Source organism: Pseudomonas sp. 10S4 (assembly GCF_034344865.1).
GTDB lineage: Bacteria > Pseudomonadota > Gammaproteobacteria > Pseudomonadales > Pseudomonadaceae > Aquipseudomonas.
Genome location: NZ_CP133774.1, coordinates 2636499 through 2660075, shown reverse-complemented (window position 1 = coordinate 2660075; position 23577 = coordinate 2636499). Strand labels below are relative to the sequence as shown.

Sequence of the window (23577 nt, the reverse complement as noted above, 5' to 3'; positions counted from 1 at the left end):
GAAGGGGCCGTGTCAGTCAATATCAATGTCGACTGACACACTGCTTTCGCGAGCAAGCCCGCTCCCACATTTTTAGATCGGTGTCGCTTCAGTCAACTCTTCAAGCGTCTTGCCCCGCGTCTCCATCCCGAACACCCAAACCACCGCCGCCGCAATCGCAAAGCACATCGCCCCCAAGGCGAACACCCCGCCCTGCCCGGTTATCGGGAACACCAGCCCGGTCACCAACGGCCCAAGCAACGAACCGATGCGTCCAATCGCCGAGGCAAATCCTGAGCCCGTGGCCCGCGCCGAGGTCGGGTACAACTCCGGCGTGTAGGTGTAGAGCACCGCCCACATGCCGAACAGGAAGAATTGCATCAACAGCCCCGAGGTAATCAACAGGCTGACGTTGCCGCCAAATACCGCACTCTGGCCATAGAGAAACGCCATCACCCCGCCGCCCAGCAGCGTCACCACGCACACCGGTTTACGTCCCCAGCGCTCCACCAGCCATGCGGCCATGAGGAACCCGGGAATCCCGCCGAGGGAAATCAGCACCGTGTAATACACCGACTGGGTCACGGCAAAACCTGACTGTTGCAGCAAGGCGCTGAGCCACGACGTCAATCCATAGAAACCGAGCAAGGCGAAGAACCAGACGCTCCAGATCATCATCGTGCGCTGGCGGTACAGCGGCGACCAGATCTGCCGCAGCGCGGAAAAGAAGTGGCCCGGCGTACTTTCCACGCGCGGCAGGCGTATCGGCTCCGGCAAATCAGCACGCCCCAGCGACGCCCGGACTCGATCTTCAATGCGCAACAAAACCTTGTCCGCCGCCTCATGCCGCCCAGCCTGTTCCAGCCAGCGCGGGGATTCGGGAATGAAGAAGCGAATCGCCAGGACAAACACCGCCGGCACCGCCAACACCAGGAAGATGTCGCGCCAGCCGATCACCGGCAGCAAAAAGTACGACAGCACCCCGGCCGCGACAAAACCCAGCGGCCAGAACCCGTCCATCAACGCGATATAACGCCCACGCTTCTTGGCCGGAATCAGTTCCGAGAGCATCGACTGGGCGATGGGAAACTCCATGCCCATGCCGATCCCCAGCAGGACTCGGAACAAGGTCAGTGTTTCCACGTTTTGCGCCGTCGAGCACAAGTAACTGGCGATGCCCCACAACACGATGCTCCACTGGAACACCGGTTTGCGTCCGAAGCGATCGGCCAACATGCCGGACAACGACGCCCCCAGCACCATGCCAAAAAAGCTAGAACTGGCCAGCAACCCGGCCTGGGCGCTGCTCAGGCCGAACTCGGTTTTGATCGAGCCGAGCAGGAAGGTCATCATCGCCAGGTCCATGGAGTCAAAGAAAAACGCCAAGGCAATGATGATGAAAATGATGCGGTGATAGCCGCTGATGGGCAGCCGTTCCAATCGTTCTGCCGCGCTGAAGCCTCGTGTTTCCATGCCACATCCCCCCGTCCGAAAGTCCCCGGAACGAGTGTGCGCGATAGCGGCTGGGGGTTATTGCTGGATGCGACCTGCTCGCATCCCTGAACGACGCCCGAGACCTCAGACGTCGGTCTCGACGTGTCTAAAACGCCATTTCCAGCTCGGCCTCCTTGGCAAAGCGATGAACTTCACGCTGCCCGACAACAGTGATCTGCAAGGCTCGTGAGTCATTGGGCAGGCTCAACCAGCCAGACTGCATGAACAACTGCAACAACGCCGCGCCCAGCGAGCCTCCCAGGTGCGGGCGGCGTTCACTCCAGTCAGGGCAGGCGCAGGCGATTTGCGCGTTGCGGTGGGCCAGGGCCTGGATGAACACCCCCGGCTGGCCAGTTGCGTGGCGCCCTTGTGGGTGACAACGACCCGCTGATCGAACTGCTCGATCCAGCCAGCATCCAGCAGACGCTGGAATAGATCGGCCGCCAGCGTGCCACCCAAATGGTCATCGCAGAGCCGGGCCTGCAACAGCGACGACGGCGCCGCCTGGCGCTTGGCCATGAGGCTGCCACGTTTGATCGTCTGCGCAATATCCCGAGGCATGCTGGCCAGGGAAGCGCTGGCCAGCGCTTCGACCGCCGCGCCGACTTCGGGGGCCGCCAGGCGGAAGAACCTTTTTCGCCCGCGCTCTTCGACTTTCAACAGACCTCCGGCGGACAAACGCCCCAGGTGTGCACTGGCCGAAGACGGCGACAGCCCGGCTAGCAAGGCCAGCTCTTCGGTATGCCGCGCCGAGCCATCCATCAAGGCCCACATCATTGCGCTGCGCTTGGGGTCAGCCAGCAACGTGGCGATCTGGCTAATGCAAGGTGCACCAGATGTTCCATGTACAGGCGCTTGATAAGCGTTAGTAATGAACTAGCCTTTTCAACAAAGGGTTACCAAATCAACACAACGAAACGTTGGAAAGGCCCTAGAAACTGAGGTTTTGAATCTGGTCATTGAAACAAAAAATTGTTGGTTAGTCCGGATTGAAAAGGAGGTAGCTGATGGAGCTTGTTTGGGCGACTGAAGACTTCTTGATAGCCGGGAGCTCTTACCCAGGCTCTCCAATCCTGCTTTGGGATACGATGGAGAGTTGTGTTCCAGCCAATGATTTCGTTCGCCACTATTTGCTGCGTGGCAGCATCGGCTCAAAGAAGTCCTGGCCAAGCATTGGGCGTGCACTATACGACTTCTTCAGCTTTCTACAGGCGCATAAGCTTGATTGGCGTGATGTTGATCGAGGCGAGGCAAAGAGTCTTCTTGCTGCGTATCGGGACTACTCCAAATATGAATGCAAACTGGCAACAACCACAATCAGGCAAAGGTTGTACTACATCTGTGAGTTCTACAAGTTCGCTCAGAAAAATGAGTGGATTAGTAGACTTCCATTCAACTATGAAGAACGAAGGGTCAAACGTGAGACTGGCTTCCTTGGCCACCTCGATGCCAGTGGCGGCAAAGCGATTGCTAACGACATCATGCCTCGCAACCCACGAACACTGCCGAAGTTTTTAGCCTTAAGTGAAGTCAAGGCACTGTTAGGAGCTGCGGAAAATCCACATCATCGAATGATGATTAAACTTGGTCTTCATACGGGTCTGCGCCGCGAAGAAATCGCCACCTTCCCACTCGCCTATGTCTTCGACCCCACGAAGGCCCTCAAGCGCAAACGCAACATTGAGATTCGCCTCGATCCGGGTGATGGCCATGGCATGCTGACAAAAGGCAGCAATCCTCGCGACATATTCATCAGCGCCAATTTTATGTCCGAGTTGTACCGCTATGTCGTTCAAGTTCGCGGGGAACGGGCGGCATTAAGCACAACGCAGCAAAAGCCGCTCTTCCTAAATAAATTTGGCGAACGCTTTGCCAGTGATGGAAAGGGGCTCGATCGTATCGTTAGCACTATCGGTAAGAAAATTGGTATCGCGGTCCATCCTCATATGCTGCGTCATACGTATGCAACCCAAACCCTAGTTGCTCTTCAACGCAAAGACGGTGGGATTAATCCCCTCGTGTTCTTGCAGCGGCAACTTGGCCATAGCTCGATTCAAACAACAATGATCTACCTACATTTGATCAATGAACTGGTTGAGAGCGCAGTGCTGGCCTACGACGACGAATTGAATGACATCTTTGGGGCCGTCTGATGGGTAAGCGTAAGATCTACATAGAGACCGACCTCGACATTCCGCAGGTCGAGCATAGGCATGATCACGATAGGCTTGTCGTCGTGATACCCGATGCCATTCCACCTGCCAACACCCGAATAGCCTATGGGCGAAATGCTACTCGGAAGCGTTCCTTCGATTTTTCACGCTGGTACGGCGTAAACATCGATTCAATCACCTATTCATGCCAACGGCAGATCGAACGCTTTCAAGCTGGACAGGATGCTGAGATCGAGACAAGTACATTGACCGGCTACTGCACGAGTTTGCGGTACTTCCTTGATTACGTAGCGCTACGTGCAGCTGCGTTCAGGCGCGAGATGACCCTAACGGACATCGACCGTGAACTAATCGATGGTTATATAGGTTTTCTCGGCGACCGGGGGAAGCTCTAACTATTGCAGGATCACCTACAAGCACACGAAGCCAGTGCTTCTAGCTCTAGGTCGACGAGGGCTAATTTCGTTGGTTACCGCAGGCGATGCTGCCACCTTCCCGCGCAATCCCTACCCAAATGGCAATAGAAAAGCGAAAGGTCAGGATCACCTTCCTAAGGAGCAGCGCCAAGCGTTTGCCGCGGCGGTCAAAGATGCTGTCATGCCAATCTGGCAGGATGATATTCCGCTAACCTCCGAGTTGCTGTCCTACGCCTTACTGATCGTGGCATTACATACAGGGAGAAATTCCACCGCGTTGTTAGAAATGAGGCGAGATTGCTTGCGTGACCATCCAAAAGACGGAAATACCTTTCTGGTGTTGTGGAAACGACGCGGACACAACACGAGCAAAGTAATTCTGCGCGCTGAGAGCACACACACGCACCTGCTGGAATCCATGCCAACCATCAAAACCAATGTTGAGCGCTTGATTCGGCGCGTACTCAACCGTACCGAGTGCCTAGGAGTATCAGCGCCAGATGATTTACGAGAGCGTACCTGGCTATATCAATCGCGTGCTCATGGGGATCAGCTGGGCAAGATACAAGCACTAAGCGAAAACTCGGTGGAGAGATCCATTTGCAAGCTTGTTGCTAACTACAGGCTCATGGACAGCAATGGACAACCGCTCCGCATCAATATTTCACGCCTGCGCAAAACCTTCGCGAACCGCATCTTTGAACTACTGGATAGTGACTTGGCAGCCACCGCAATAGCTCTCGGTAATTCGCCCCGAGTTGCTGGACAGCACTACCTGATCCCGAACGAAAGCACCAAGCGCGACTGGCGATTCATGGGAGAGATCCTCGTGAAGGAATTGCTGAGCAGAACTATTGGTGCAACCTACCATGGAACCCCAGTGGGACATTGCAGTGATCTGATAAATGGCCAGTATGCTCCGAAGAGAGAGGGCGCAACCTGTATCAACTTCCTTAACTGTATCCGATGCCGACATTACGTTTTGACGGGCGACGATCTGCACAAGCTGTTCAGCTTTTATTTCCGCGTTCTTTCCGAGCGCACGCGCATGGACAAACGGCGTTGGGCTCGGGATTACGCACATATTCCTCGGTTAATTGACAACTACATTGTAGCCGAAGGCGTGAAGCGCGGCATCTTCACACTCAAGGCTGTAGAGGTTGAACGCGAGCGCGCGCGTACCGAGCCGCACCGATTCTGGTCGTTCGATGTGGTATCAGACATAGGAGTTTTTGGATGAGAACAAATTCAACTTTTAAAAATTCTGTGACATCCATCGAATTACAGCTTGGGGACGTACGAGAACTGCGTGAGGAAGAGCGCAACAAACTCATTGTGAGCACAATCATTGTAGACGGACACCAAGTGATACTCAGTCATTATGGCGATGATCGCTGGCGGCTCTCCGGAATGCCAAATAACAGATCTGAATCTCGCACGTATCTGGACTTCCAACGCGTGCCTGAACCATTCAGAGCAGTGATGAAGGCAGTTCTCTATCGGTATCTACGGCGTGGCCGGTTAGGCTATCCTAGACCGAAAGGGTCGACCTTAATTATTTTTCTCGCCAACTCAATGAAGTTTCTACGGTACCTAGTCTCTCTGAATATCAGTAGCTTCGGGTCGGTAAACTCTATAATTTATGCAAACTATGTTTCCAAATGCCGAGAAACTCCTAGAGCCAATGGTAAACCTCTACAAAAATGCACCCTTTCAAATTACTTCGGCGCCGTTGAATCGCTATACGAGTTGAGTCAGTACACTAACGATCCGCTCGTAATACATCCTTGGCCCGAGTCGTCGTTTAGTGCTGTGGCGGGATTGACTAGTAAGGGTTCGCCTCATAAGTTGGGGGGCAAGACACCACTGATGCCAGATGAGATTTTTTGCGCATTGTTCGAGAACGCTTATGGGCAAGTAGAGCGCGGTAAAGCCCTGCTCGATCTACGTGATGCTGTCAATGAAGAAAGCACAACTTGGAAAATAAGCCCTAAAAACGTCGGAAAAAAAAGAACCGTTTTCTTGCCAATCTAGGCTGGGAGGGTGGTTCGGCAGCCCTCAACGAGGCGTTAATTGATTTGCGCAATGCTTGCTACATAGTGCTAGCTAGCACATCCGGTTGTCGTAATCACGAATTAGCCAACGTAATGTCAGGCTCACTCCAACGTACCCAAGGTGACGATGGCACCCTTTATCACTGGATGCGATCCAAGTCGGAAAAAACCGATACAGGATTGCATGACTGGATGATCCCAGAAGCTGGGGTACGGGCTCTCCGAGTAATGGAGCGATGGGCAAAACCATACCAAGCCTCGATTGCCATGGAGATAGTCGAGCGGCGCGGGAAGAACACACTCGATCCTGAGATACCCCGCGCGCAGCAGCACCGTAATGCACTATTTTTAGGTTCGTATAGCACTAAAGGTAATCAGGCTCGAACAGTGTCACTAGCCGCCTGGAACGTTGGTCTCAAAGCCTTCGCCCGGAAGGTCGGCTTAGATTGGCCGCTAGCCAGTCACCAGTTCAGACGTAAGTTCGCCAACTACGTGGCACATAGTCGATTTGGAGACCTGCGTTATTTGCGGGAGCATTTTGCACACTGGTCGATGGATATGGCTCTAGGCTATGCCATGGATGAAAGCTGGGGTGGCCATCTTGATTTGGACTTGTACAGTGAAATACAGGCCGAGTATGACGACATAAAACTCGACACAGTTGATGGTTGGCTTAGTGATGACTTGCTGGCGGGAGGCTTCGGTCGCTCGATTAAACAATGGCAACGTGACCCTGCGAACCTCGCTATCTTCAAGGATCATCGGACAATGGTTATTTCAATAGCCGAAAGCACCTCCATCCGTAGTAACGGACATGCCTGGTGCTCAGCCGACAATGATGGATGCGTGGGTAATACTTTGGAACGCACGCGCTGCGGCGACTGCAACAATGCAGTGATTGGAGTTGGCCATCTTCGCATCTACCAGCAGCTTTATAACAACCTTAAGGAACTGTTGGACTGCCGCGACATCGGCGAGAGCGGTCGATTGCGTGTATTACGCGATATGGAGCGTTGCCGGAGTGTGTTCACGCAGTTGGGATACGACCCGGAGAGCAAAACTGGATGACTATCAAGCGTAAGCCTTCTGACACCCGTGAGAAAGAACTACAACTGGCGCTCTATCGCATCGAACGTGGCCGCGCTAAGACGGGTGAGAAAAAAGTATCCATCGCCGGTGTAGCACGGGAAGCAGGTGTATCGGCTGCGCTCATCCATAATCACTATCCGAAGATTGCCGAAGTGATCCGTGAATCGCAAGGGCGCTCCAGTCGCGCTCAACGCGACGTAAAACACCAGGATTTAATTGCTGAACGAGAGAGGAATCGGGAGCTGCGCAAGGAGGTGGAGGATCTTCGTTTAAAGGTCGCCAGACTCGCCTCTATCAACGAAGTTCTGCTAAACGAAAATCGAGATCTGAAGGCCAAGAAGAACGATCCCAAAGTGCTCGATTTGCATCCTAACGACCACCAGACGCCGCAGTGGCGACCGGAAGAGAACGGCCCAAAGTAGTCCCTAAACTGGGTCTGCGATACTGGGGTCGATTCACTTTTCCTCTGGCAATGACAGCTATTGGCCGATTTCAGCCTGTCGCGACCGGCTTAAAACGACCCAAAGCGGTCATCCACTCTTGACTATTGGGATCTTGCGCCCACGTCATTTATCAGTTCGCGCCAGACATCCCTTGCCTTCTGCTCCGAGGTAAAGACTTGTACTTTTGGATGCCAGAACTGCCCCTCAATTACGATGCATTCCAGGGTAGAGTCCTGAAACGTAAAGACATAATGGATGGCATCTTTTAGAAACCGCTGTTTATCGTGTCGCGGATGAATGGCGTTTCTCTGCTCAAGCTCTGCTAGCCAAGGTGAATTATCTATTCGATGAATTTGGTAATGCTTGAGGCCAAGTCCAATAAGCGGATGGCCGCCCAAAGCCTCGTCGTTTGGTGAGCCGAACTGAATTTTTTTAACTAGGGGGAAATGGATTACAGCTATTTCTTCCCCTGCGGTGCAATACCGTAAACATAGCTGCGTGTCCGTGGCAAACACGACGGGTCCGGGCGACGTACTTGGCTGTGGCCAGGAGTCGAGCAGCACTACGGTTGCGAATGACATAGGGAAGCCTAGTGAAGAAAAATAAGGGGCAAAACAGAGTGCGAGAGCGACGCGTTGTCGTCAAACGTTTCTGATCGCGATGGGCTGCTTCTGGCCGAAAGCAGGCGGGTACTACCTTGTTTCGGCTGCGTCAGGAGGCCAGTCCTCATAGAAGGAGCCGCCTATAGGGATCGGGTTGCCATCCATGTGGTATGCAGCCCAGGCCAGTATGTGTGCCATGCGTTCTGCACCAACTGGCGACAGTCCGCAAGACTCTCTAACTTCGTCTAGCCGTGCTCGGCACACATCAAGGTGGCGTCGAACGCCTGAAAATCCGCCAAGATAGAGATAAAACTCGTCGAGAACGATACCCACGCCTGGGATACCATAGGTGCCGGCCACGCCTGGCGCCTCCTCGTATATGGCCTTCGCATCATGACCTTCCAGGGTTGCAACAGCGGTTAGTACCTCGCAAAAAGTATCTTTCATGCTGTTGCTGACCCAGAGGTCATAGCTGTTGCCGATAATGATGGGCGCACCCATGAGTCTTACCCTGATTTCGCTAATGGAATGCTATGACTAAGAGACGGATTCAGCCATGTAGCCAGTTTTGAGCAGGCCGTATTCGCTCCGATTATTACCGTTTTTGCCTGGAAAAGGCCATCCGTGGACGGCTGCTCTTGGCCGTTCACTGCCGGTCATGTTTGCTAAGGAGGTGGGTCGAATCCGGTGTAGATGGCTGGTTAGGTCGAATGCAAATGGCTGGTCAAGTCAGTGTAATTGCCCAGGCGTCAGCGGATCTGGAGAAGCGGCTCGAGCCAGCGGCGAGATCAGCTAGTCTTCCCGCACCAGTTACTCAAGGATGATACCCATGCCAGATAACTCTGAGGCCAACATAGCCACAGCAGACGCACTCACACTGCTCCTGCACAACCAGCACGCCATATGTGCTGCCATTGAGGAAGTGACCAATTGGCTTTCTGAGAATGGAGTGGGGAGCGTTGCCGCTAACGCAATTGCGGCCATGGCAACGCTGGACCGCAATGCTAAAGACATCACAGGCGCCATCATGCGACTTCGGCAGTTATAGGTATGCCTATACAGATACGGGCAGATTTCGCCTTTTTCATCCTTTTCGCTTGATAAGTAACACCCAAAGTGAAACAGTATTAGGAGAACACCCTAACTGATACAGGCACCCATCATGTTCATCCGTGCATACCTCCGAGCATCGACCGAAGAGCAGGACGCAGCCCGCGCCCGGAAATCGCTCGAGCAGTTCGCCAGCGATCACAACAAGGTCATTGCCAGTGTGTACCTGGAGAATGCCAGCGGTGCGACCGCAGACCGGCCTGAGCTGCTGCGCCTAATCAAGGATGCTCGTAAGGGTGATGTGTTTTTGTTGGAGTCGATAGATCGCCTCTCGCGCCTTCCTGTGGAGGACTGGCAGAAACTCAAGGCTGCGATTGATTCCAAGGGGTTGCGCATCGTCGCGCTCGACTTGCCAACGACCCACCAGGGGATGCAGGACACCAAGGGTGACGAGTTCACAGGGCGGATGCTGGAAGCGATCAATTCGATGCTGGTGGAAATGATGGCCGCTATTGCTCGCAAGGATTACGAGCAACGGCGCGAGCGCCAGGCCCAGGGTATCGAGAAGGCCAAAGCCGCTGGCAAGTACCAGGGGCGGCCAGTAGACGAGGACCTACATCGGAGAGTTAAGGAGCTGCTAAGCGCAGGGTTAGGCATCCGAGCAACAGCTCGACACGCCCAGTGCTCCACCACAACCGTGCTTCGCATCAGGGATACCCCCGTTACACAGAGCGCGCTACCGCCTCGCAATGCTCTATGAACTCGGGTCTAGTAAATATTCTGATCCCAAAAAGACTCTCGAAAACCTCCCGTCGACCGTTCTTCACGAAGCCGCGACTATCGTTACTGACAAATATTTTTTTGCCTGATCGGATGTGAGACTGCAGGATCATCGCGTCTCGGAGCTGGTTGCGCTGTCGGGCCGTAAGCGTTTCACGATTCCTAGGGAAGCCATTGCTCGAGAGAATGGCCAGAATTTTCTCAAAATCAAAGAACTGACTCAGATCCCCTAAAACAGCCATGCCGAAATAGCTTTCGTTTAAAACTAGAGTCTCGGGTGTCTCGCCTAAGGTGGCGGCGCCGGCTGCCAAATCCGTATTGGCTAATTCTCTGTTGGTGACTGATACGACTTCCAGCTTATAGCCAGCACTAGCGGCGATTGGAGCCAAGTCGAGAACCGGTAGAACGTTGGTATCAACAGTAACCGCCTCCATGCTTATTGCCTCGATCAGTTTTGTATCGAGAGGATAGACCCGAGCCCATAAAAAAACCCACTTCGAAAATTCTCAGTGGGTTTTTAACGGCAATCGACTTTCATATGCACCCACCTTGCACCCATGAGGTTTTGATGTTGAGAGCTAAAATCGCTGGAGGCCTTGAATTATATGGTGTCCCAGGGCAGGTTCGAACTGCCAGCCTTCCCCTTAGGAGGACGGGTGCTGTCATTACGCCTTGGATTGAGCAGCGTGAATCTGGCGAGGTTGGAGGCAGCGTCCGTGGAGCTCTGGAAACGATCAGCAAAAATGAGGCGTTCATCTCGATGACGCTTGCGGTGCTCATGACACCGGAATGATTTCTTTCTGATAGAAGCAAGCGACACATAACTGCCCCTTGTGAAGGGCAGTTATCGGCCAGAAGGCGGTCATCTGCACTATAACAGTTGCCCTGACTCAGACAACAAGACGAAGGCAGCTTACAACCATGCCTACAGGTAAGAGCGAGCAGAACTGATGGCTTGGTAGGAACGCTCCTGCGTATGATCAAGCGTCCAGGTAAACGGAGGTACTTGTAATGAAATCATTGAGGCGACACCGCGACCGCCTACCCGTTTTGGGTTGCTGGCCACAGCAATGGGTCAAAGATGATGCCGTATGGCATATGTTTGAGTTACAGCTGAAGCCGGACGGAAATGTTGATTGGTATCTTCGTCGCGACGATGTCGCCCATGGCGGCTATGGCCCGATTACCTATCAAGATTACGATGCCGCTGTAACGGCGGCCAAATCCACAAATCTCCTGCTTAAAAATGCTGTAAACAATCTTGCCTTACCGTTTGAACAGTCCGAGTCGATACGTTTGAAAGTGCAAAAAGCGCTGACTGCTGAAGAACGGTTGATGAGCGAGGAAAGGCTCATGTTGATGGAGGCTATCAAGCGTCATGGAGCGGACCCTCGACCTCGACTGGAAGACCTGACTGTCCTGAATGGTAACGACGTCCTACGAGCAGAGCTCCATAGACGCCTACTGCAATACCCCTATGTGCAGCTAGTTTTCTTGGCGCGGTATGGCGCGCTTCTTGAACGTGAAGGGAACTTCACTTGGCGCAACATCGGAGCTAATAGCCAAAGGGTGGGCCTATACGCTTACCGCGAGAAAATCGCGCGAGGGTTTGGGATGAGTGGTACTGACCACTGGGGCCAAACCAAAGCCGCAATTCGCGATGCGCTTCTTCCTCGCGCAAACAAGCTACTACATCTTGCCAGCGTGAAACTATTGCTCGCAGATGCATTGCATCGAGGGCAGCAGGTTTTGATCGTGGGTAGCTTTGTGTTTTGGTACGAAAATGGCAATGTTCCGCAGTGGGTAGTGAAGCAAGTAGGTGCTTCTGGTAAGTCGGAGACTGGAGAAGCGATCTGGTATGAAGGTACGATTCTATCCAAGAACCATGGCCGAATCGTTGTGCTGCCTTACATCAAAGAGAACGGCGAGCGAGTGCAGGGACACACCAAAAATGCACCTCATGATGGTAAAGCTCTACCGCGTCAACGGAATGACTACGTCGCACTTCCATTTGAAGTTCTGAAAGGGGACTTAATGTACAGTCTATTCGGTGAATTGAAGTACGAATAATAAATAGTAGGGAAGACGATGCGGCTAGGATAACCATTAATAAATTACGACAAAGTCACTATTGGCCAAAAACAGTCATTCGTGAGTGGCCGTTTTCGACCCAATGCGGTCAGTTAATGCGTCTTCGAAACAAGGGGCAATTCATTTACTCTGATTATTTGAGTGTTCAAGCCCATACCTGCCTCGTCGAACTCCATTTAAATTAGGATGCCTGTTGGCATTGAAGGATCAAAAAACTTGAAAACCGCACTTGCTCGCGAGCTCCGAGATATTATTAATGACTCTCACACCAAAACGTGGGAAATCTTCGATATCGTTCGGCAAAGCGCGTTGGTCTACGGCCCTCAAACTGTAAAAAGATGGCGCTCGCCCGGTGAGCCAGCTTTTGTCTCGACGCTTTTAGAAAACGCCGTGAACAGTGGGGCACTCCGTTCGAGTCTCTTACGACACCTAAGTCCGAAAGGTCTATGTTCGACCGAACCGCTGGTTTCCGGCATCTTCATCCACCAGAAGCCGAAGATTGAATTTGCCAATTCAAAGGAGCAAATCGAGCTAGGGGATCTCCTACTTGTTCGGCACCATTTCAAGGTTGGAGCTGATTTCCCCGAAGGGCGGGCTGTTCTGCTTCAGGCGAAAAGCGGTAAGCGCCCAGTCACTGGGCCAATGCGAAAAAAGGAAGCGACTCAGTTTAATTTGTACTCGGATTGGTCTACGAAATTCAAGTTCCCCCACGGCGAGATCGGTTCGCCTCCCGATGGCTCGGAGTACTGGGACTTTAGCAAGGGCCCAGGACACTGCTCTACGAGTGGGGAGTACGGGCTGGTTTCGAGTACCCGCGACAATTTTTTCTGCTTTCCTGATGAAAGCGCTTGGGCCGTTGGAGCGGCGATCCCGCCTTCAGGCAATCAACCCGCCCGTGTGACTGGTACCACATCACTCGCGGAGGCGTTCGCAGGTTTTTTGATTGGTCGCTGGGGGCGACGATGGGACGTAGACGGCAATGATGGTGATCATTGGTCTAGTTTCGTCAAAGAGTGCCTGGCTGCTGCTGTCGGTTGGCGTCATTACCCAGTGGATCGGCTAGATTCGTATTATCCGCGACGACGTGATCTGACTGCGTTGTGTTACGCCTTGGCAGATGTTGGTGTACACAATGCCTTCAGTTGGGAGTCATCCCCGCCAATGCCTCGCTGGCTCCGGGAGATCGGTGGATGGAGTGAGGCAGGTGAAGATGAACGGGCTCGTGAGCAACGTTTTCGGGCGCGTGAGTTGATGAGAGCGGCAACCAAAAATTATGGTCATTTGGATTTAAGGCTATGGCCGGATTATGGGCCGCCCTATTACTTAGAAACACCTGAATGGACTGGACCTCCGGGCCATCGGGGCATATCAGTTCTTTATGTGGCGACCTCAGGGGCTGGCTCTCTTGAGGAGGCACCTTTTCAGCCTAGGGAGTAAATAGCCCCCCGCTCCTGTATGCGCTCAGTGACCGCTTCTGGCCGATTACTGCCCTTGGCGAGAGGCAGTAATCGGCCAAAAGCGGTCGGTCAGCCCCTTCTTTTTAGGGCATGGTTAAATTTCCAGCCATAAACGAATATCAGCGACCAGTTGTTTACAACTACTGGCGCTTTTTCGGAGACACACTTGGTATCGCAATGCCATTGTGCGCAAAGAGTTGCGCACTTACTCGGTAAAAACAGCTATCGACTTCGCTCAATTCGTCGAGCAGATCGGCTCCAGCCATCTGAATGATGGCGTATGGCCTTGATGCGCAAGAAGTTGCGCACTCAAATGTGGATAACGCTGTGGATACATCTCTGCGAGCCTCGTTATTCGTTCTGTACAGACGAGTGCGCAAGAAGTTGCGCAGTACTGCGCAACTTCTTGCGCACTTTGTGGGGTGTTGTCCCTTGAAAATTACTCAAGCGATTGAAAAACCTCGGCCATCCCCCCGGTTTACCTGGCCCTCAACTTTTCTGGCACGGACCTTGATAAGTGTTAGGCACCCACCGGGCGATTTCGCCTCCCGGGCACCCTCATTTATTTAGCAAGGAGCACATCCATGGCTACACCAGCGTACATGTCCGTCACTGGCGAAAAACAAGGTCTGATCACTGCCGGCGCGTTCACCGCCGACTCGGTTGGCAACACCTACCAGGAAGGTCACGAAGACCAGGTCATGGTTCAGGCTTTCAACCACGACGTAATCATCCCGCGTGACCCGCAGTCCGGCCAACCGACCGGTCAGCGCGTACACAAACCAGTCGTGATCACCAAGGTCTACGACAAGTCTTCGCCACTGCTGCAAGCTGCTCTGACTTCCGGCGAGCGCATGAGCGAAATCGTTATCCAGTGGTTCCGTACTTCTGCTCAGGGTACCCAAGAGCACTACTACACCACCAAACTGGAAGACGCGATCATCGTCGCCATCAACAACAAAATGCACAACTGCCAGGACCCGTCGAACTCCCACTTCACCCACCTGGAAGAAGTGCAGTTCACCTACCGCAAAATCACCTGGACACACGAAGTATCCGGTACTTCGGGTTCCGATGACTGGCGTCAGCCAGTCGCTTAATCGCGGCTGACCGCTTCACGCATCGGCCAGCTCTGCTGGTCGATGTTGTTTACGCCTTTCCAGAATTTTGCGTCTGCTGATCCTTTGATCGGGTATTGGTTTACGCCGCAGCACTGCACGAGGAACAAGGGATGTTCGCGCCGGCCAATCAGACTCACTTTGCCCTGACTATCGAAGGTCTGGATAACGATCTCCAGGTTCTTGCCCTGCAAGGTCGGGAAGCCATCAGCCAGCCTTTTGTGTTTGAGGTGGATCTGGTCAGTGAACAGCCGTCCCTGGACCTCGAAACGCTCCTGCACAAACCGGCCTTTTTGCAGCTCTCGCCTGACGGCAGCGGCATTCACGGCCAGATCTATCGTGCCGCCCAGGGCGATTCCGGCAAACGCCTGACCCGCTACTCGGTGACCCTGCGCCCGCAACTGTCCTACCTGGCGCACCGCATCAACCAACGGATCTTCCAGAACCTCACCGTCCCTAAAATCGTCGGCATGGTCCTCGAAGAGCACGGCATTCAAAGCAACGCCTACGAATTCAAAGTCGGGGCGATTTATCCCGAGCGCATCTACTGCGTTCAATACGATGAATCGGACCTGCAATTTATCCAGCGCCTGTGCGAGGAAGAAGGTATTCACTACCACTTCCAGCACAGCGCCACGGCCCACAAACTGGTGTTCGGCGATGACCAGACGGTGTTCCCGAAACTCGCGCCAGTGGCCTATCAGCAAGACTCCGGCATGGTCGCGACTAACCCGGTGATCAAGCGCTTCGACCTGCGCCTGGAAACCCGCACCAGCCGCACCACCCGCCGCGACTACGACTTCGAAAAACCGCGCCTGACCCTCGAAGCGGAAAACCGTGGCGACGCCCTGCCCGACCTCGAAGACTACGACTACCCCGGTCGCTTCATCGACCGCGAACGTGGCAAACACTTGGCCAAACGTGCCCTCGAACGTCACCGCAGCGACTTCCAGTTGGCCGAAGGCCGAAGCGATCAGCCGATCCTGGTCAGCGGGCACTTCCTGGCCCTGACCGAACACCCGAAAGCCAAATGGAACGACCTGTGGCTGCTCACCGAAATTCTCCACGAAGGCAAACAGCCGCAAGTGCTGGAAGAGTCGGTCACCAGTAACACCACGGCGCTGAAGGACGACTTCCATCAAGGCTATCGCAATCGTTTCCAGGCGACCCCGTGGGACGTACCGAACCGTCCACCACTGAACCACCCCAAACCACGAATCCTCGGCAGCCAGAGCGCCGTGGTTACCGGACCCAAAGGTGAAGAAATCCACTGCGACCAGTACGGCCGCGTCAAAGTGCAGTTCCACTGGGACCGCGAAGGCCAGGCCGACGACAAGACCAGCTGCTGGCTGCGCGTCTCCTCCGCCTGGGCCGGCGCCCACTACGGCGGCATCGCCATCCCGCGGATCGGCATGGAAGTGCTGGTCAGCTTCCTTGAAGGCGACCCCGATCAACCCCTGATCAGCGGCTGCCTGTACCACAAGGAAAACGTCGTCCCCTACGACCTGCCGGCGAACAAAACTCGCAGCACCTTCAAAACCCTGAGCTCCCCCGGTGGCGGCGGTTACAACGAACTGCGCATCGAGGACAAGAAAGGCCAGGAACAAATCTTCCTGCACGCCCAGCGCGACTGGGACGAAAACGTCGAGCACGACCAGAAGATTCGGGTCGGCAACGAACGCCACGACACCGTCGAGCAAAACAGCTACAGCGAATTCAAAGCCGAAGAACACCACACCGTCTACGCCGACCGCAAAGTCGAAACCCGCGCCAACGACCACCTCACCGTGGGCGTTAACCAACACATCAAGGTGGGTACCGGGCAATTCATTGAAGCGGGTCAGGAAATTCACCTGAGCAGCGGCATGAAAGTGGTGCTCGAAGCCGGCAGCGAACTGACCCTGATCGGTGGCGGGAGCTTCATCAAGATCGACGGCAGCGGCGTCACGCTGAGCGGGCCGGTGATCAACATGAACTCCGGTGGCAGTCCCGGGAATGGCACTGGCGCGGCGCCGTTGATGCCCGGCGTACTGAAACAGGCCGACGCCGACACGGCCGGTCAAGTCCTGACACCGGCGCAAATCAATACGTTGAAACGCAATGCGCCGTTCTGTGAAGAGTGTGAAAAATGCAAGGCAGGTGCTTGTGCGATCTGATCTTTTGACTCCGCAGGCGTGGTTGGCTGAGCGGCCATTGCAGTCGGGTGAGCGGCTTTATCTGATCGTTAGTGCGGCCAGTGATGCCGAAGCGCTCAAAGCTTTCTACCAGCAAGACATGGCTCCAGAACTGACCCCCATCTGGAGCGGTACGCCTTACGCCGATTGGCAGCCCGTCATGCCCTACCTCGCCGAACTGAAACCCAACGCCGGTTTTCTACAGTGGATCGCCGAAACCGAGTCTCAGGATTGGGGTTGGTTGGCGGTGTCCACCAGCTCCCCGGACGTGGTGTTTGAACACCTTCGCAGTTTGACTCAGGTGTTCATGCCCGACGGAACCGAGGTTTTTTTCGGTTCTGGGATGGGCGGCACATCTTTCCGATCCTTGAAGGTCTCGGTGCCGGGGCTGGTGAGGTTTTACCAGTGTTCGACCGCTACCTGATCAATGGCCAGAAATTGGACGTGGGACCTAGGGGAGTGCCACCGGCCAAGGCTTGGCCATGGTGGGCGGTGTCGCAGAAGTTAGTCGACACACTGGCCGAGAAAGACCACACCACCGTCGTCGAAAATTTGATGCAGTGGTTGGGAGAGGATTGCCCAGAACTTTTCTTTGCCTTCCCCGAAAGTAATCTGCGCCACAAAGTCGAGCGTTTTGTGCGCCAACAATCCAATACAGAAGATATGGCAGAGCGTCTTGCTGCTGAGCTGACAAAGGAAGTCACGTCATGATTGATCCCATCGGTAATTTGGTTATTCGAGTTCTCGACGCCAAGACCCCAGACGTGAATGTCATTCTCAAGGACTTCAATAATTGCCTAACCGAATACAAGACCTGGGCCGACGGCTTCTGGACTGGCTGGGCAATGGATGTAGATCAGAAGTTCAAGGTGGGCAACGAAGTCAGCGTTACTGAGCGCAAGACCAAGACAGGGCCGGTTGAAACCTTTGCCACCTGCCCGTTGATGGGTGATTTCACACTGATCCATATGTTTGAGAGCGCTCGGTACGTGCCCATCGGCAATACACCGGTCAAGCTCGAACCCGTCAAAAAAGCGATGTTCGGCGGATACGACGTGGTCGGCCCGGTGATTCCTGCGAATATCGGCCCGAGCGGCATTGAAGTTATCAAGGGCTGCAAGCCGGGTCAGATGTACCGCATCACTTTTTTCCCTAATGTTTCTGAAAGCAACGTCAAAGCGCTGTACGACTCATACCAGGGTGTCATCGGCAATCTTGACGGCTGGTTGAAAAGCGAATGGTCGAGTAAGTTCCAGCCGCAGTGGGCGAGCTACTCGGCGACTGACCGGGCGGGTCGCTCGCTCATATTGATGCAGTCTGCACTCGATAGTCTTGAGAAGGCGCTTCTGGGTCTGTGGGATGACATCAAAAGCCTGTTCGAACTATTAGCCGACCCCTTTAAAAATGTGAAAAAACTTCTTCAGTACCTGAGTGAAGAAGAAATCGAGAAACTCTATTCAGCATCGAAAGAAGCGATTGCCACCGGACTGCTGATTCTCAGCGACGAACCGCTGATGTTCATCTACCTCTCAGCCATTATCGCGTGGGTTGGCATGCTGCCGCCGCAAGTCTGTGTGGAAGTAATTACGGCCATCGGCGCTTCCTTTCTGATCAACGTGGTGCTGGGGATCTGCCTATCGGGCGGTCTCGGGCTGGCGATTCGTGTTGGTACAAAAACCTTGGCCAAGGTCCAATCTGGCACAGCGGTAAAAATGCTAGAGGAGCTCGCGGAAAAACTCTTGGCCGCGAGTAAGGGACACGCCTTGAAGGCTCACGGCGAAACCGTGAAACCACTGTTGGCCAGTGCGCAAGGCGTACCGATGGATGCCGCCAAAAAGGCTGCATTGAAAATCGAGCAAGCCACCGCAGCAACAGCAAAAGGTCCTTTGCCAATCACCAACGACACACCTGCCTTGCTGGAAAAAAACGCCTCCGCATTTGCTCGAAAAAAGCAGAAAAGCAATTCGTCCTGGAGCCAAAGGAAAAGGTCAGCGATGCTCCGGCCCAGTCAAAAACGCCCGACAAAAAAAGCGCAACCAGTGCCGAGAAAACCAGCACCAACAATTGCCCGGTTTCCATGGTTACCGGTGAAGAGCTACTGACGCTGACCGATGGTCAGCTCGATGGACTGCTACCTTTCGAGTGGACTCGCCTTTACCGCACCAGCGCCGCGGAAATTGATTGCGGCCTTGGTTACGGCTGGAGCCATGCACTTGCCCAGCGGGTGGACGTCAAAGATGAAGAGGTGGTCTGGACCGACCACGAAAACCGTATCACCACGTTCCCGTTACCGAGTGTGCAGCGTCCGGCGATCACCAACAGCCTGTCGGAAGCAGCGATTTTCCTTGGTGATGATCCCTCAGAACTGATCCTCACCCAAGCCGGAGAACGTACCCAGTTCTACCACTTTCGTTACAACAACAAGGGCGCCACGCTGATCGCCATCAGCGACAACTACGGCAATCGCCTGCACATCACCCGTGACATTCACGGGCGAATCAAACGCGTCGATAACGGCGCCGGTCGTGCCCTTCTCGTGCGATACGATCGCAAGCACATCGTCGGCATCGACTACCAGCAGTTCATCCCGGCCGACAATCTCGAAGACGCCTGGAGCACCATCCAGACCCTGGTCACCTACAGCTACGACACCCAACACCGCCTGATCGAAGCCAAAAACGCCGCCGGCGAAGCCGAGCGTTATGCCTACAACGACCAGAACGTCATTCTTGAGCGGCAACTCGCCGGCGGCGCCAGTTTCTATTGGGAATGGGAAAAAGAAGGTAAATCGGCGCGATGCATCCATCACTGGGCAAGCTTCTCGCAGATGGACGCGCATTACGCCTGGGATGATAAAGGCAGTGTCACGGTTACCAATGCTGACGGCAGCGAAGAGGTCTACACCCACGACGATAAGGCTCGACTGGTCGCCAAGGTTGATCCGGACGGTGCGGAGCACCTCAAGGCCTACGACGACAAAGGCCGCCTGATCGCCGAAAAAGATCCACTCGGCGCCGTCACCGAATACCAATACAACGAAGCAGGCCGACTGATCGCGGTCATTCCACCCGAAGACACCCCGACCTCTTATGAGTATTACCACGGCTACGTCCGGGTGGTGAATCGTGGCCCGTCGAAGTGGATATATTGGCGCAACGACCAAGGCGAAATCACTGAACAAATCGACCCTGATGGTAATTCAACCCACTACAACTATGACCGCCAGGGCCGTCTTCTAGAAATCCGTCATCCGGATGGCAGTCGTCATCAACTGGGCTGGAACAATCTCGGGCAACTGCTTGAAGAGCAACTGCCGGACGGTGGTCAGCGCAAGTACCGCTACGACGCGTTGGGTCGGCAGATCACCCGTCAGGACGAAAGCGGCGCAATCACCCAATACCAATGGGATGCTGCTAACCGCCTGGCGCAAATCACCCTGCCCGGTGGCGCTACGCGCGCGTTCACTTACAACCCATACGGCCGCGTCACCGCCGAGCGCGATGAGTTGGGCCGAGTCACCCGCTACGAATATGCCGACAACCTGCACTTGGTCAGCCGTCGTATCAATCCGGATGGCAGCCAACTGCGCTATCGCTACGACAACGCACGTCTGCTGCTCAGCGAGATCGAAAACGAACGTGGCGAGCACTACCACCTCGATTACTACCCGAACGGACTCATCCAGCAGGAAACCGGTTTCGATGGTCGTCGTACCGCGTACGAATACGATCTTAACGGTCAATTGCTAAAGAAAACCGAGTTCGGCGATGACGGCAGTGAGCTGATTACCGAGTACCAGCGCGATGCCGCTGGCCGCCTGCTGGTGAAAACCCTGGCCGATGACGAGGAAATTCACTATAGCTACGACGCCCTTGGCCGCCTTGTAAACGTCGACGACGGCCACTGGCCACTCGCTTACGAATACGACCTGCAAGACCGCCTGATCACCGAGCACCAAGGTTGGGGAACCCTGCGTTACGAGTACGACACCGTAGGCCAACTGAAACACTGCCGCCTCCCAGACGGCAGCAAGCTTGATTATCGCCACCAACAAGGCGGTCAACTGAGCAGCATCGACCTCAACGGTTCGCGCCTGACCACTCACCAGTTCAGCGCAGGTCGCGAACAGCAGCGTCAACAGGGTCTGTTGCTCAGCCAATACCAATACGATGAACAAGGCCGCCTGCAAGCTCACAGCGTTAGCCAGCAGGACCGCAACCTGTTCCAGCGTCGCTACGCTTACGATGCAAACGGCAACCTCGCCGGCATCGATGACAGCCGGAAAGGCAATCGTAGTTATCACTACGACCCGCTCGACCGTTTGATCAACGTTCGAGGCGCCACTCCGGAAAGCTTCGCCCACGATCCGGCAGGCAACCTCTTGGGCCAAGGCGACCAACCAACCGCCAATCTGGCCAACGTCAAAGGCAACCGCCTGCTGATGCAGGGCGATCGACACTACGATTACGATGCCTACGGCAACCTCGCGACGCGAACGTCGCGGCACCGGACAAAAGCTCGTCACCGAATACCGTTACGACTGCCAACACCGCCTCATCGGCGTCAGCCTCCCTGGCGGCAGCATCGCAAGCTACAAGTACGACGCCTTCGGCCGCCGTATCGCCAAAACTGTCGATGGCCACACCACGGAATTCCTCTGGCAAGACGAACGCCTGATCGCCGAAAGTGCCGACAACCGCTATCGCAGCTACATCTACGAGCCGGGCTCCTTCCGTCCCTTGGCGATGCTCGACGGCGAAGGCCCACTCAAAGCTGAGCCGTTCTACTACCAACTCGATCACCTCGGCACTCCGCAGGAGCTCACCGACTACAGCGGCGAGATCATGTGGTCGGCGAAATATCGCGCCTACGGCAACCTCGCCGTCCTGGACGTTGCCGAAATCGACAACCCGCTGCGCTTCCAGGGTCAGTACTTCGATGCGGAAACGGGCTTACATTACAACCGGCATCGCTACTACAATCCGGGCACTGGACGGTATCTGACGCCGGACCCGATCAAGCTTGCAGGTGGGTTGAACAACTACCAGTACGTGCCTAACCCTACGGGGTGGGTGGATCCATTGGGGTTGGATAACTGTCCGGGAGCGGATGGGTGTAAGCCTCCATCAAGACTTGAGTCTCCTGAAACTGGCGCTAAGGTTAATGAAGGTGCACCGGATGCCCCGGGGCCTGAAAGCGGTAAGAATCCAAAGTTCTTTAAAACTGAAACCACATGGAAAGCAAGTGGAAAAGGTACAGGAAATGAATACAAAGTTTTCCAACAGGATATCGACTGGAATTTAGAACACAAAGGCATGTCGAACTTGGATAGAGCGAAAGAAGGCGGCGCCCCTTACATCATGAAAGATGGGGTTCCTCAACAGCTTCAGTTGCACCACTCAAGGCAAAATGGAAAGGGGCCTCTTTTTGAAGCTAAGTCGTAAGACTCACCTTACAACCTTAAAAGGTAAGGGCCGAGAAGCAGTACACCCTTACGGACATAGCCAACACCCAGACGCGCCTGTAGATAGGGAACTCTTCAAGAAAGAAGTCCCACAATATTGGAAAGACCGAGCAGCAGAGACCGCGAAATGATCCCGAACGAGCTGATTCAACTTATTGAAAAGCAACCTGGTGATATCCACCGGACAGATAAACGCTCCGTTACTGAAGCACTAACAGCGCTGAATATAAATTTAGATAGTGAGCTGTCAGAGTTTTTTTAAATTACACGATAACTTTTTTCAGAAGTAACTCTTCAGATGAAGAGCTGTGCGACATCGCCGACCCAAGCAATGAAATAGAAGTTGGCACAAATTTTATTCATGAGGTGTGGGAGCTTCAGAAAACTTCATTTGCCTCACAAGTGTTCAAGGCGAAGGATGCTATCTATATGACAAAAATAGCGGGGAGGTTTTAGATTTTAGCCTTGCTAGCCGAGATGATTTTTTAGCTGGAAAACAGCAGCTAAAATGGAGCGGATTTTTTGAGTTTCTTACTTGGTACTTATCTTAAAAATAAAACCAGTCGGAACAATTTACACAGAGCGATGAGTCTGGGGACGGTATCGCTCATATGTCGCCGGCGAGTAGTCACTATCCGCTGAGTTGACAAAGTTGAGTTGAGGTGTAAAGGCATTGCTCTGCAGCTAATCCCGGCGTTGCCATCCACAAGAGTCAACTAAGGGGCGTGGGTTATTGATGAAATCAGAGGCGATTCAATGCCTGGCCCGCGTGTTTTGTAAAGTCCCCCTATATCGACTTTACCGAAAGCACTTCCACAAACCTGAATTTCTTCTTGGCCGTCTTGGTAGCGTCCTGCTCTGCTAGAAGGGTACTCAGCGTATTCGCCTCATGGATCATTTCGTGCGTCTTGCCCTCAAATTCATTGCCCACCCGCAGCGTTACCCTCAACCTGGGTGTGAACGCTTTGACGACCTTCTTTTTCTCCGCTGCCTTTGTCGGAGGTATGATCGCGATACCCAAGAGGGTGTCTTGCACAGGTAAGGCAGTAGTCTGCGCAAGGGGCTCTGCACCGCCGAACAGCGCGCGGCGCATCTCTTCTTCAGTCAGTTCTTCGTTCATGCAATTTCTCAGAAGGGTGTTATCTCCAAACGTCCTGATTCTATCAGCATGACCGGTATCAACAGCTGTGAA

17 protein-coding genes and 3 pseudogenes are annotated in these 23577 nt (G+C 54.1%); 14 read left to right on the top strand and 6 right to left on the bottom strand.

Going from position 1 to position 23577, the window contains the following annotated elements; all coding sequences use genetic code 11:
• Positions 1 to 72 precede the first annotated feature (72 nt).
• Positions 73 to 1452 carry an MFS transporter gene (locus tag RHM58_RS12230; protein ID WP_201200322.1) on the bottom strand — a complete coding sequence of 460 codons (1380 nt, stop codon included), beginning with the start codon at positions 1450 to 1452 and terminating at the stop codon, positions 73 to 75.
• Positions 1453 to 1579: 127 nt separating this feature from the next.
• Positions 1580 to 2346, bottom strand: a pseudogene (locus tag RHM58_RS12225) (ArsR/SmtB family transcription factor).
• 134 nt (positions 2347 to 2480) lie between these two features.
• Between RHM58_RS12225 and RHM58_RS12220 the strand changes: the two are divergent.
• From RHM58_RS12220 to RHM58_RS12195, 6 genes are all read left to right on the top strand, one after another.
• Positions 2481 to 3626, top strand: coding sequence for a tyrosine-type recombinase/integrase (locus tag RHM58_RS12220; RefSeq protein WP_322270479.1), 1146 nt, complete (start codon positions 2481 to 2483; stop codon positions 3624 to 3626).
• Positions 3626 to 4042: a hypothetical protein gene (locus RHM58_RS12215; protein ID WP_322270478.1), complete on the top strand. Its 417-nt coding sequence runs from the start codon at positions 3626 to 3628 to the stop codon at positions 4040 to 4042. The genes RHM58_RS12220 and RHM58_RS12215 overlap by 1 nt, the downstream gene beginning before the upstream one ends.
• A 70-nt stretch (positions 4043 to 4112) precedes the next feature.
• Positions 4113 to 5303, top strand: coding sequence for a hypothetical protein (locus tag RHM58_RS12210; protein ID WP_322270477.1), 1191 nt, complete (start codon positions 4113 to 4115; stop codon positions 5301 to 5303).
• 629 nt (positions 5304 to 5932) lie between these two features.
• Complete coding sequence (locus RHM58_RS12205; protein WP_322270476.1) at positions 5933 to 6097, top strand: hypothetical protein; 165 nt, start codon at positions 5933 to 5935, stop codon at positions 6095 to 6097.
• A gap of 113 nt (positions 6098 to 6210) precedes the next feature.
• Complete coding sequence (locus tag RHM58_RS12200; RefSeq protein WP_322270475.1) at positions 6211 to 7185, top strand: hypothetical protein; 975 nt, start codon at positions 6211 to 6213, stop codon at positions 7183 to 7185.
• A complete protein-coding gene (locus RHM58_RS12195) occupies positions 7182 to 7628 on the top strand; it encodes a TetR family transcriptional regulator (protein ID WP_322270474.1) in 447 nt (148 codons plus the stop codon). Before RHM58_RS12200 ends, RHM58_RS12195 begins: the two co-directional genes overlap by 4 nt.
• Before the next feature lie 122 nt (positions 7629 to 7750).
• On the opposite strand, the gene RHM58_RS12190 is transcribed toward RHM58_RS12195, so the two are convergent.
• Both RHM58_RS12190 and RHM58_RS12185 read right to left on the bottom strand, forming a co-directional pair.
• Positions 7751 to 8164: a hypothetical protein gene (locus RHM58_RS12190; RefSeq protein WP_322270473.1), complete on the bottom strand. Its 414-nt coding sequence runs from the start codon at positions 8162 to 8164 to the stop codon at positions 7751 to 7753.
• 177 nt (positions 8165 to 8341) lie between these two features.
• Positions 8342 to 8752: a hypothetical protein gene (locus RHM58_RS12185; RefSeq protein ID WP_322270472.1), complete on the bottom strand. Its 411-nt coding sequence runs from the start codon at positions 8750 to 8752 to the stop codon at positions 8342 to 8344.
• 328 nt (positions 8753 to 9080) lie between these two features.
• On the opposite strand from RHM58_RS12185, the gene RHM58_RS12180 reads away from it, so the two are divergent.
• Positions 9081 to 9299 (top strand): hypothetical protein, encoded by a 219-nt coding sequence (locus RHM58_RS12180; RefSeq protein WP_322270471.1) that lies wholly within the window; start codon positions 9081 to 9083, stop codon positions 9297 to 9299.
• 114 nt (positions 9300 to 9413) lie between these two features.
• A complete protein-coding gene (locus tag RHM58_RS12175; RefSeq protein WP_322270470.1) occupies positions 9414 to 10061 on the top strand; it encodes a recombinase family protein in 648 nt (215 codons plus the stop codon).
• On the opposite strand, the gene RHM58_RS12170 is transcribed toward RHM58_RS12175, so the two are convergent.
• Positions 10024 to 10515: a hypothetical protein gene (locus RHM58_RS12170; RefSeq protein ID WP_322270469.1), complete on the bottom strand. Its 492-nt coding sequence runs from the start codon at positions 10513 to 10515 to the stop codon at positions 10024 to 10026. The genes RHM58_RS12175 and RHM58_RS12170 overlap by 38 nt on opposite strands.
• A 577-nt stretch (positions 10516 to 11092) precedes the next feature.
• Between RHM58_RS12170 and RHM58_RS12165 the strand changes: the two genes are divergently transcribed.
• From RHM58_RS12165 to RHM58_RS34030, 6 genes and pseudogenes are all read left to right on the top strand, one after another.
• Positions 11093 to 12151, top strand: a complete 1059-nt coding sequence (locus tag RHM58_RS12165) for a hypothetical protein (protein WP_322270468.1) — start codon at positions 11093 to 11095, stop codon at positions 12149 to 12151.
• Between the two features lie 237 nt (positions 12152 to 12388).
• Positions 12389 to 13609, top strand: coding sequence for a hypothetical protein (locus RHM58_RS12160; RefSeq protein ID WP_322270467.1), 1221 nt, complete (start codon positions 12389 to 12391; stop codon positions 13607 to 13609).
• 604 nt (positions 13610 to 14213) lie between these two features.
• Positions 14214 to 14729: an Hcp family type VI secretion system effector gene (locus RHM58_RS12155; protein WP_017338154.1), complete on the top strand. Its 516-nt coding sequence runs from the start codon at positions 14214 to 14216 to the stop codon at positions 14727 to 14729.
• 131 nt (positions 14730 to 14860) lie between these two features.
• Positions 14861 to 16903 (top strand): type VI secretion system tip protein TssI/VgrG, encoded by a 2043-nt coding sequence (tssI, locus tag RHM58_RS12150; RefSeq protein WP_322270466.1) that lies wholly within the window; start codon positions 14861 to 14863, stop codon positions 16901 to 16903.
• Positions 16848 to 17632, top strand: a pseudogene (locus RHM58_RS12145) (DUF4123 domain-containing protein). Before tssI ends, RHM58_RS12145 begins: the two are co-directional and overlap by 56 nt.
• Positions 17629 to 22044 (top strand): annotated as a pseudogene (locus tag RHM58_RS34030) (RHS repeat-associated core domain-containing protein); the annotation flags it as partial. The pseudogenes RHM58_RS12145 and RHM58_RS34030, both read left to right, overlap by 4 nt.
• 1128 nt (positions 22045 to 23172) lie before the next feature.
• Here the strand turns inward: RHM58_RS34030 and RHM58_RS12125 are convergent.
• On the bottom strand, positions 23173 to 23505 hold the full coding sequence (locus RHM58_RS12125) for a hypothetical protein (protein WP_322270464.1): 333 nt from the start codon (positions 23503 to 23505) through the stop codon (positions 23173 to 23175).
• Positions 23506 to 23577 lie beyond the last annotated feature (72 nt).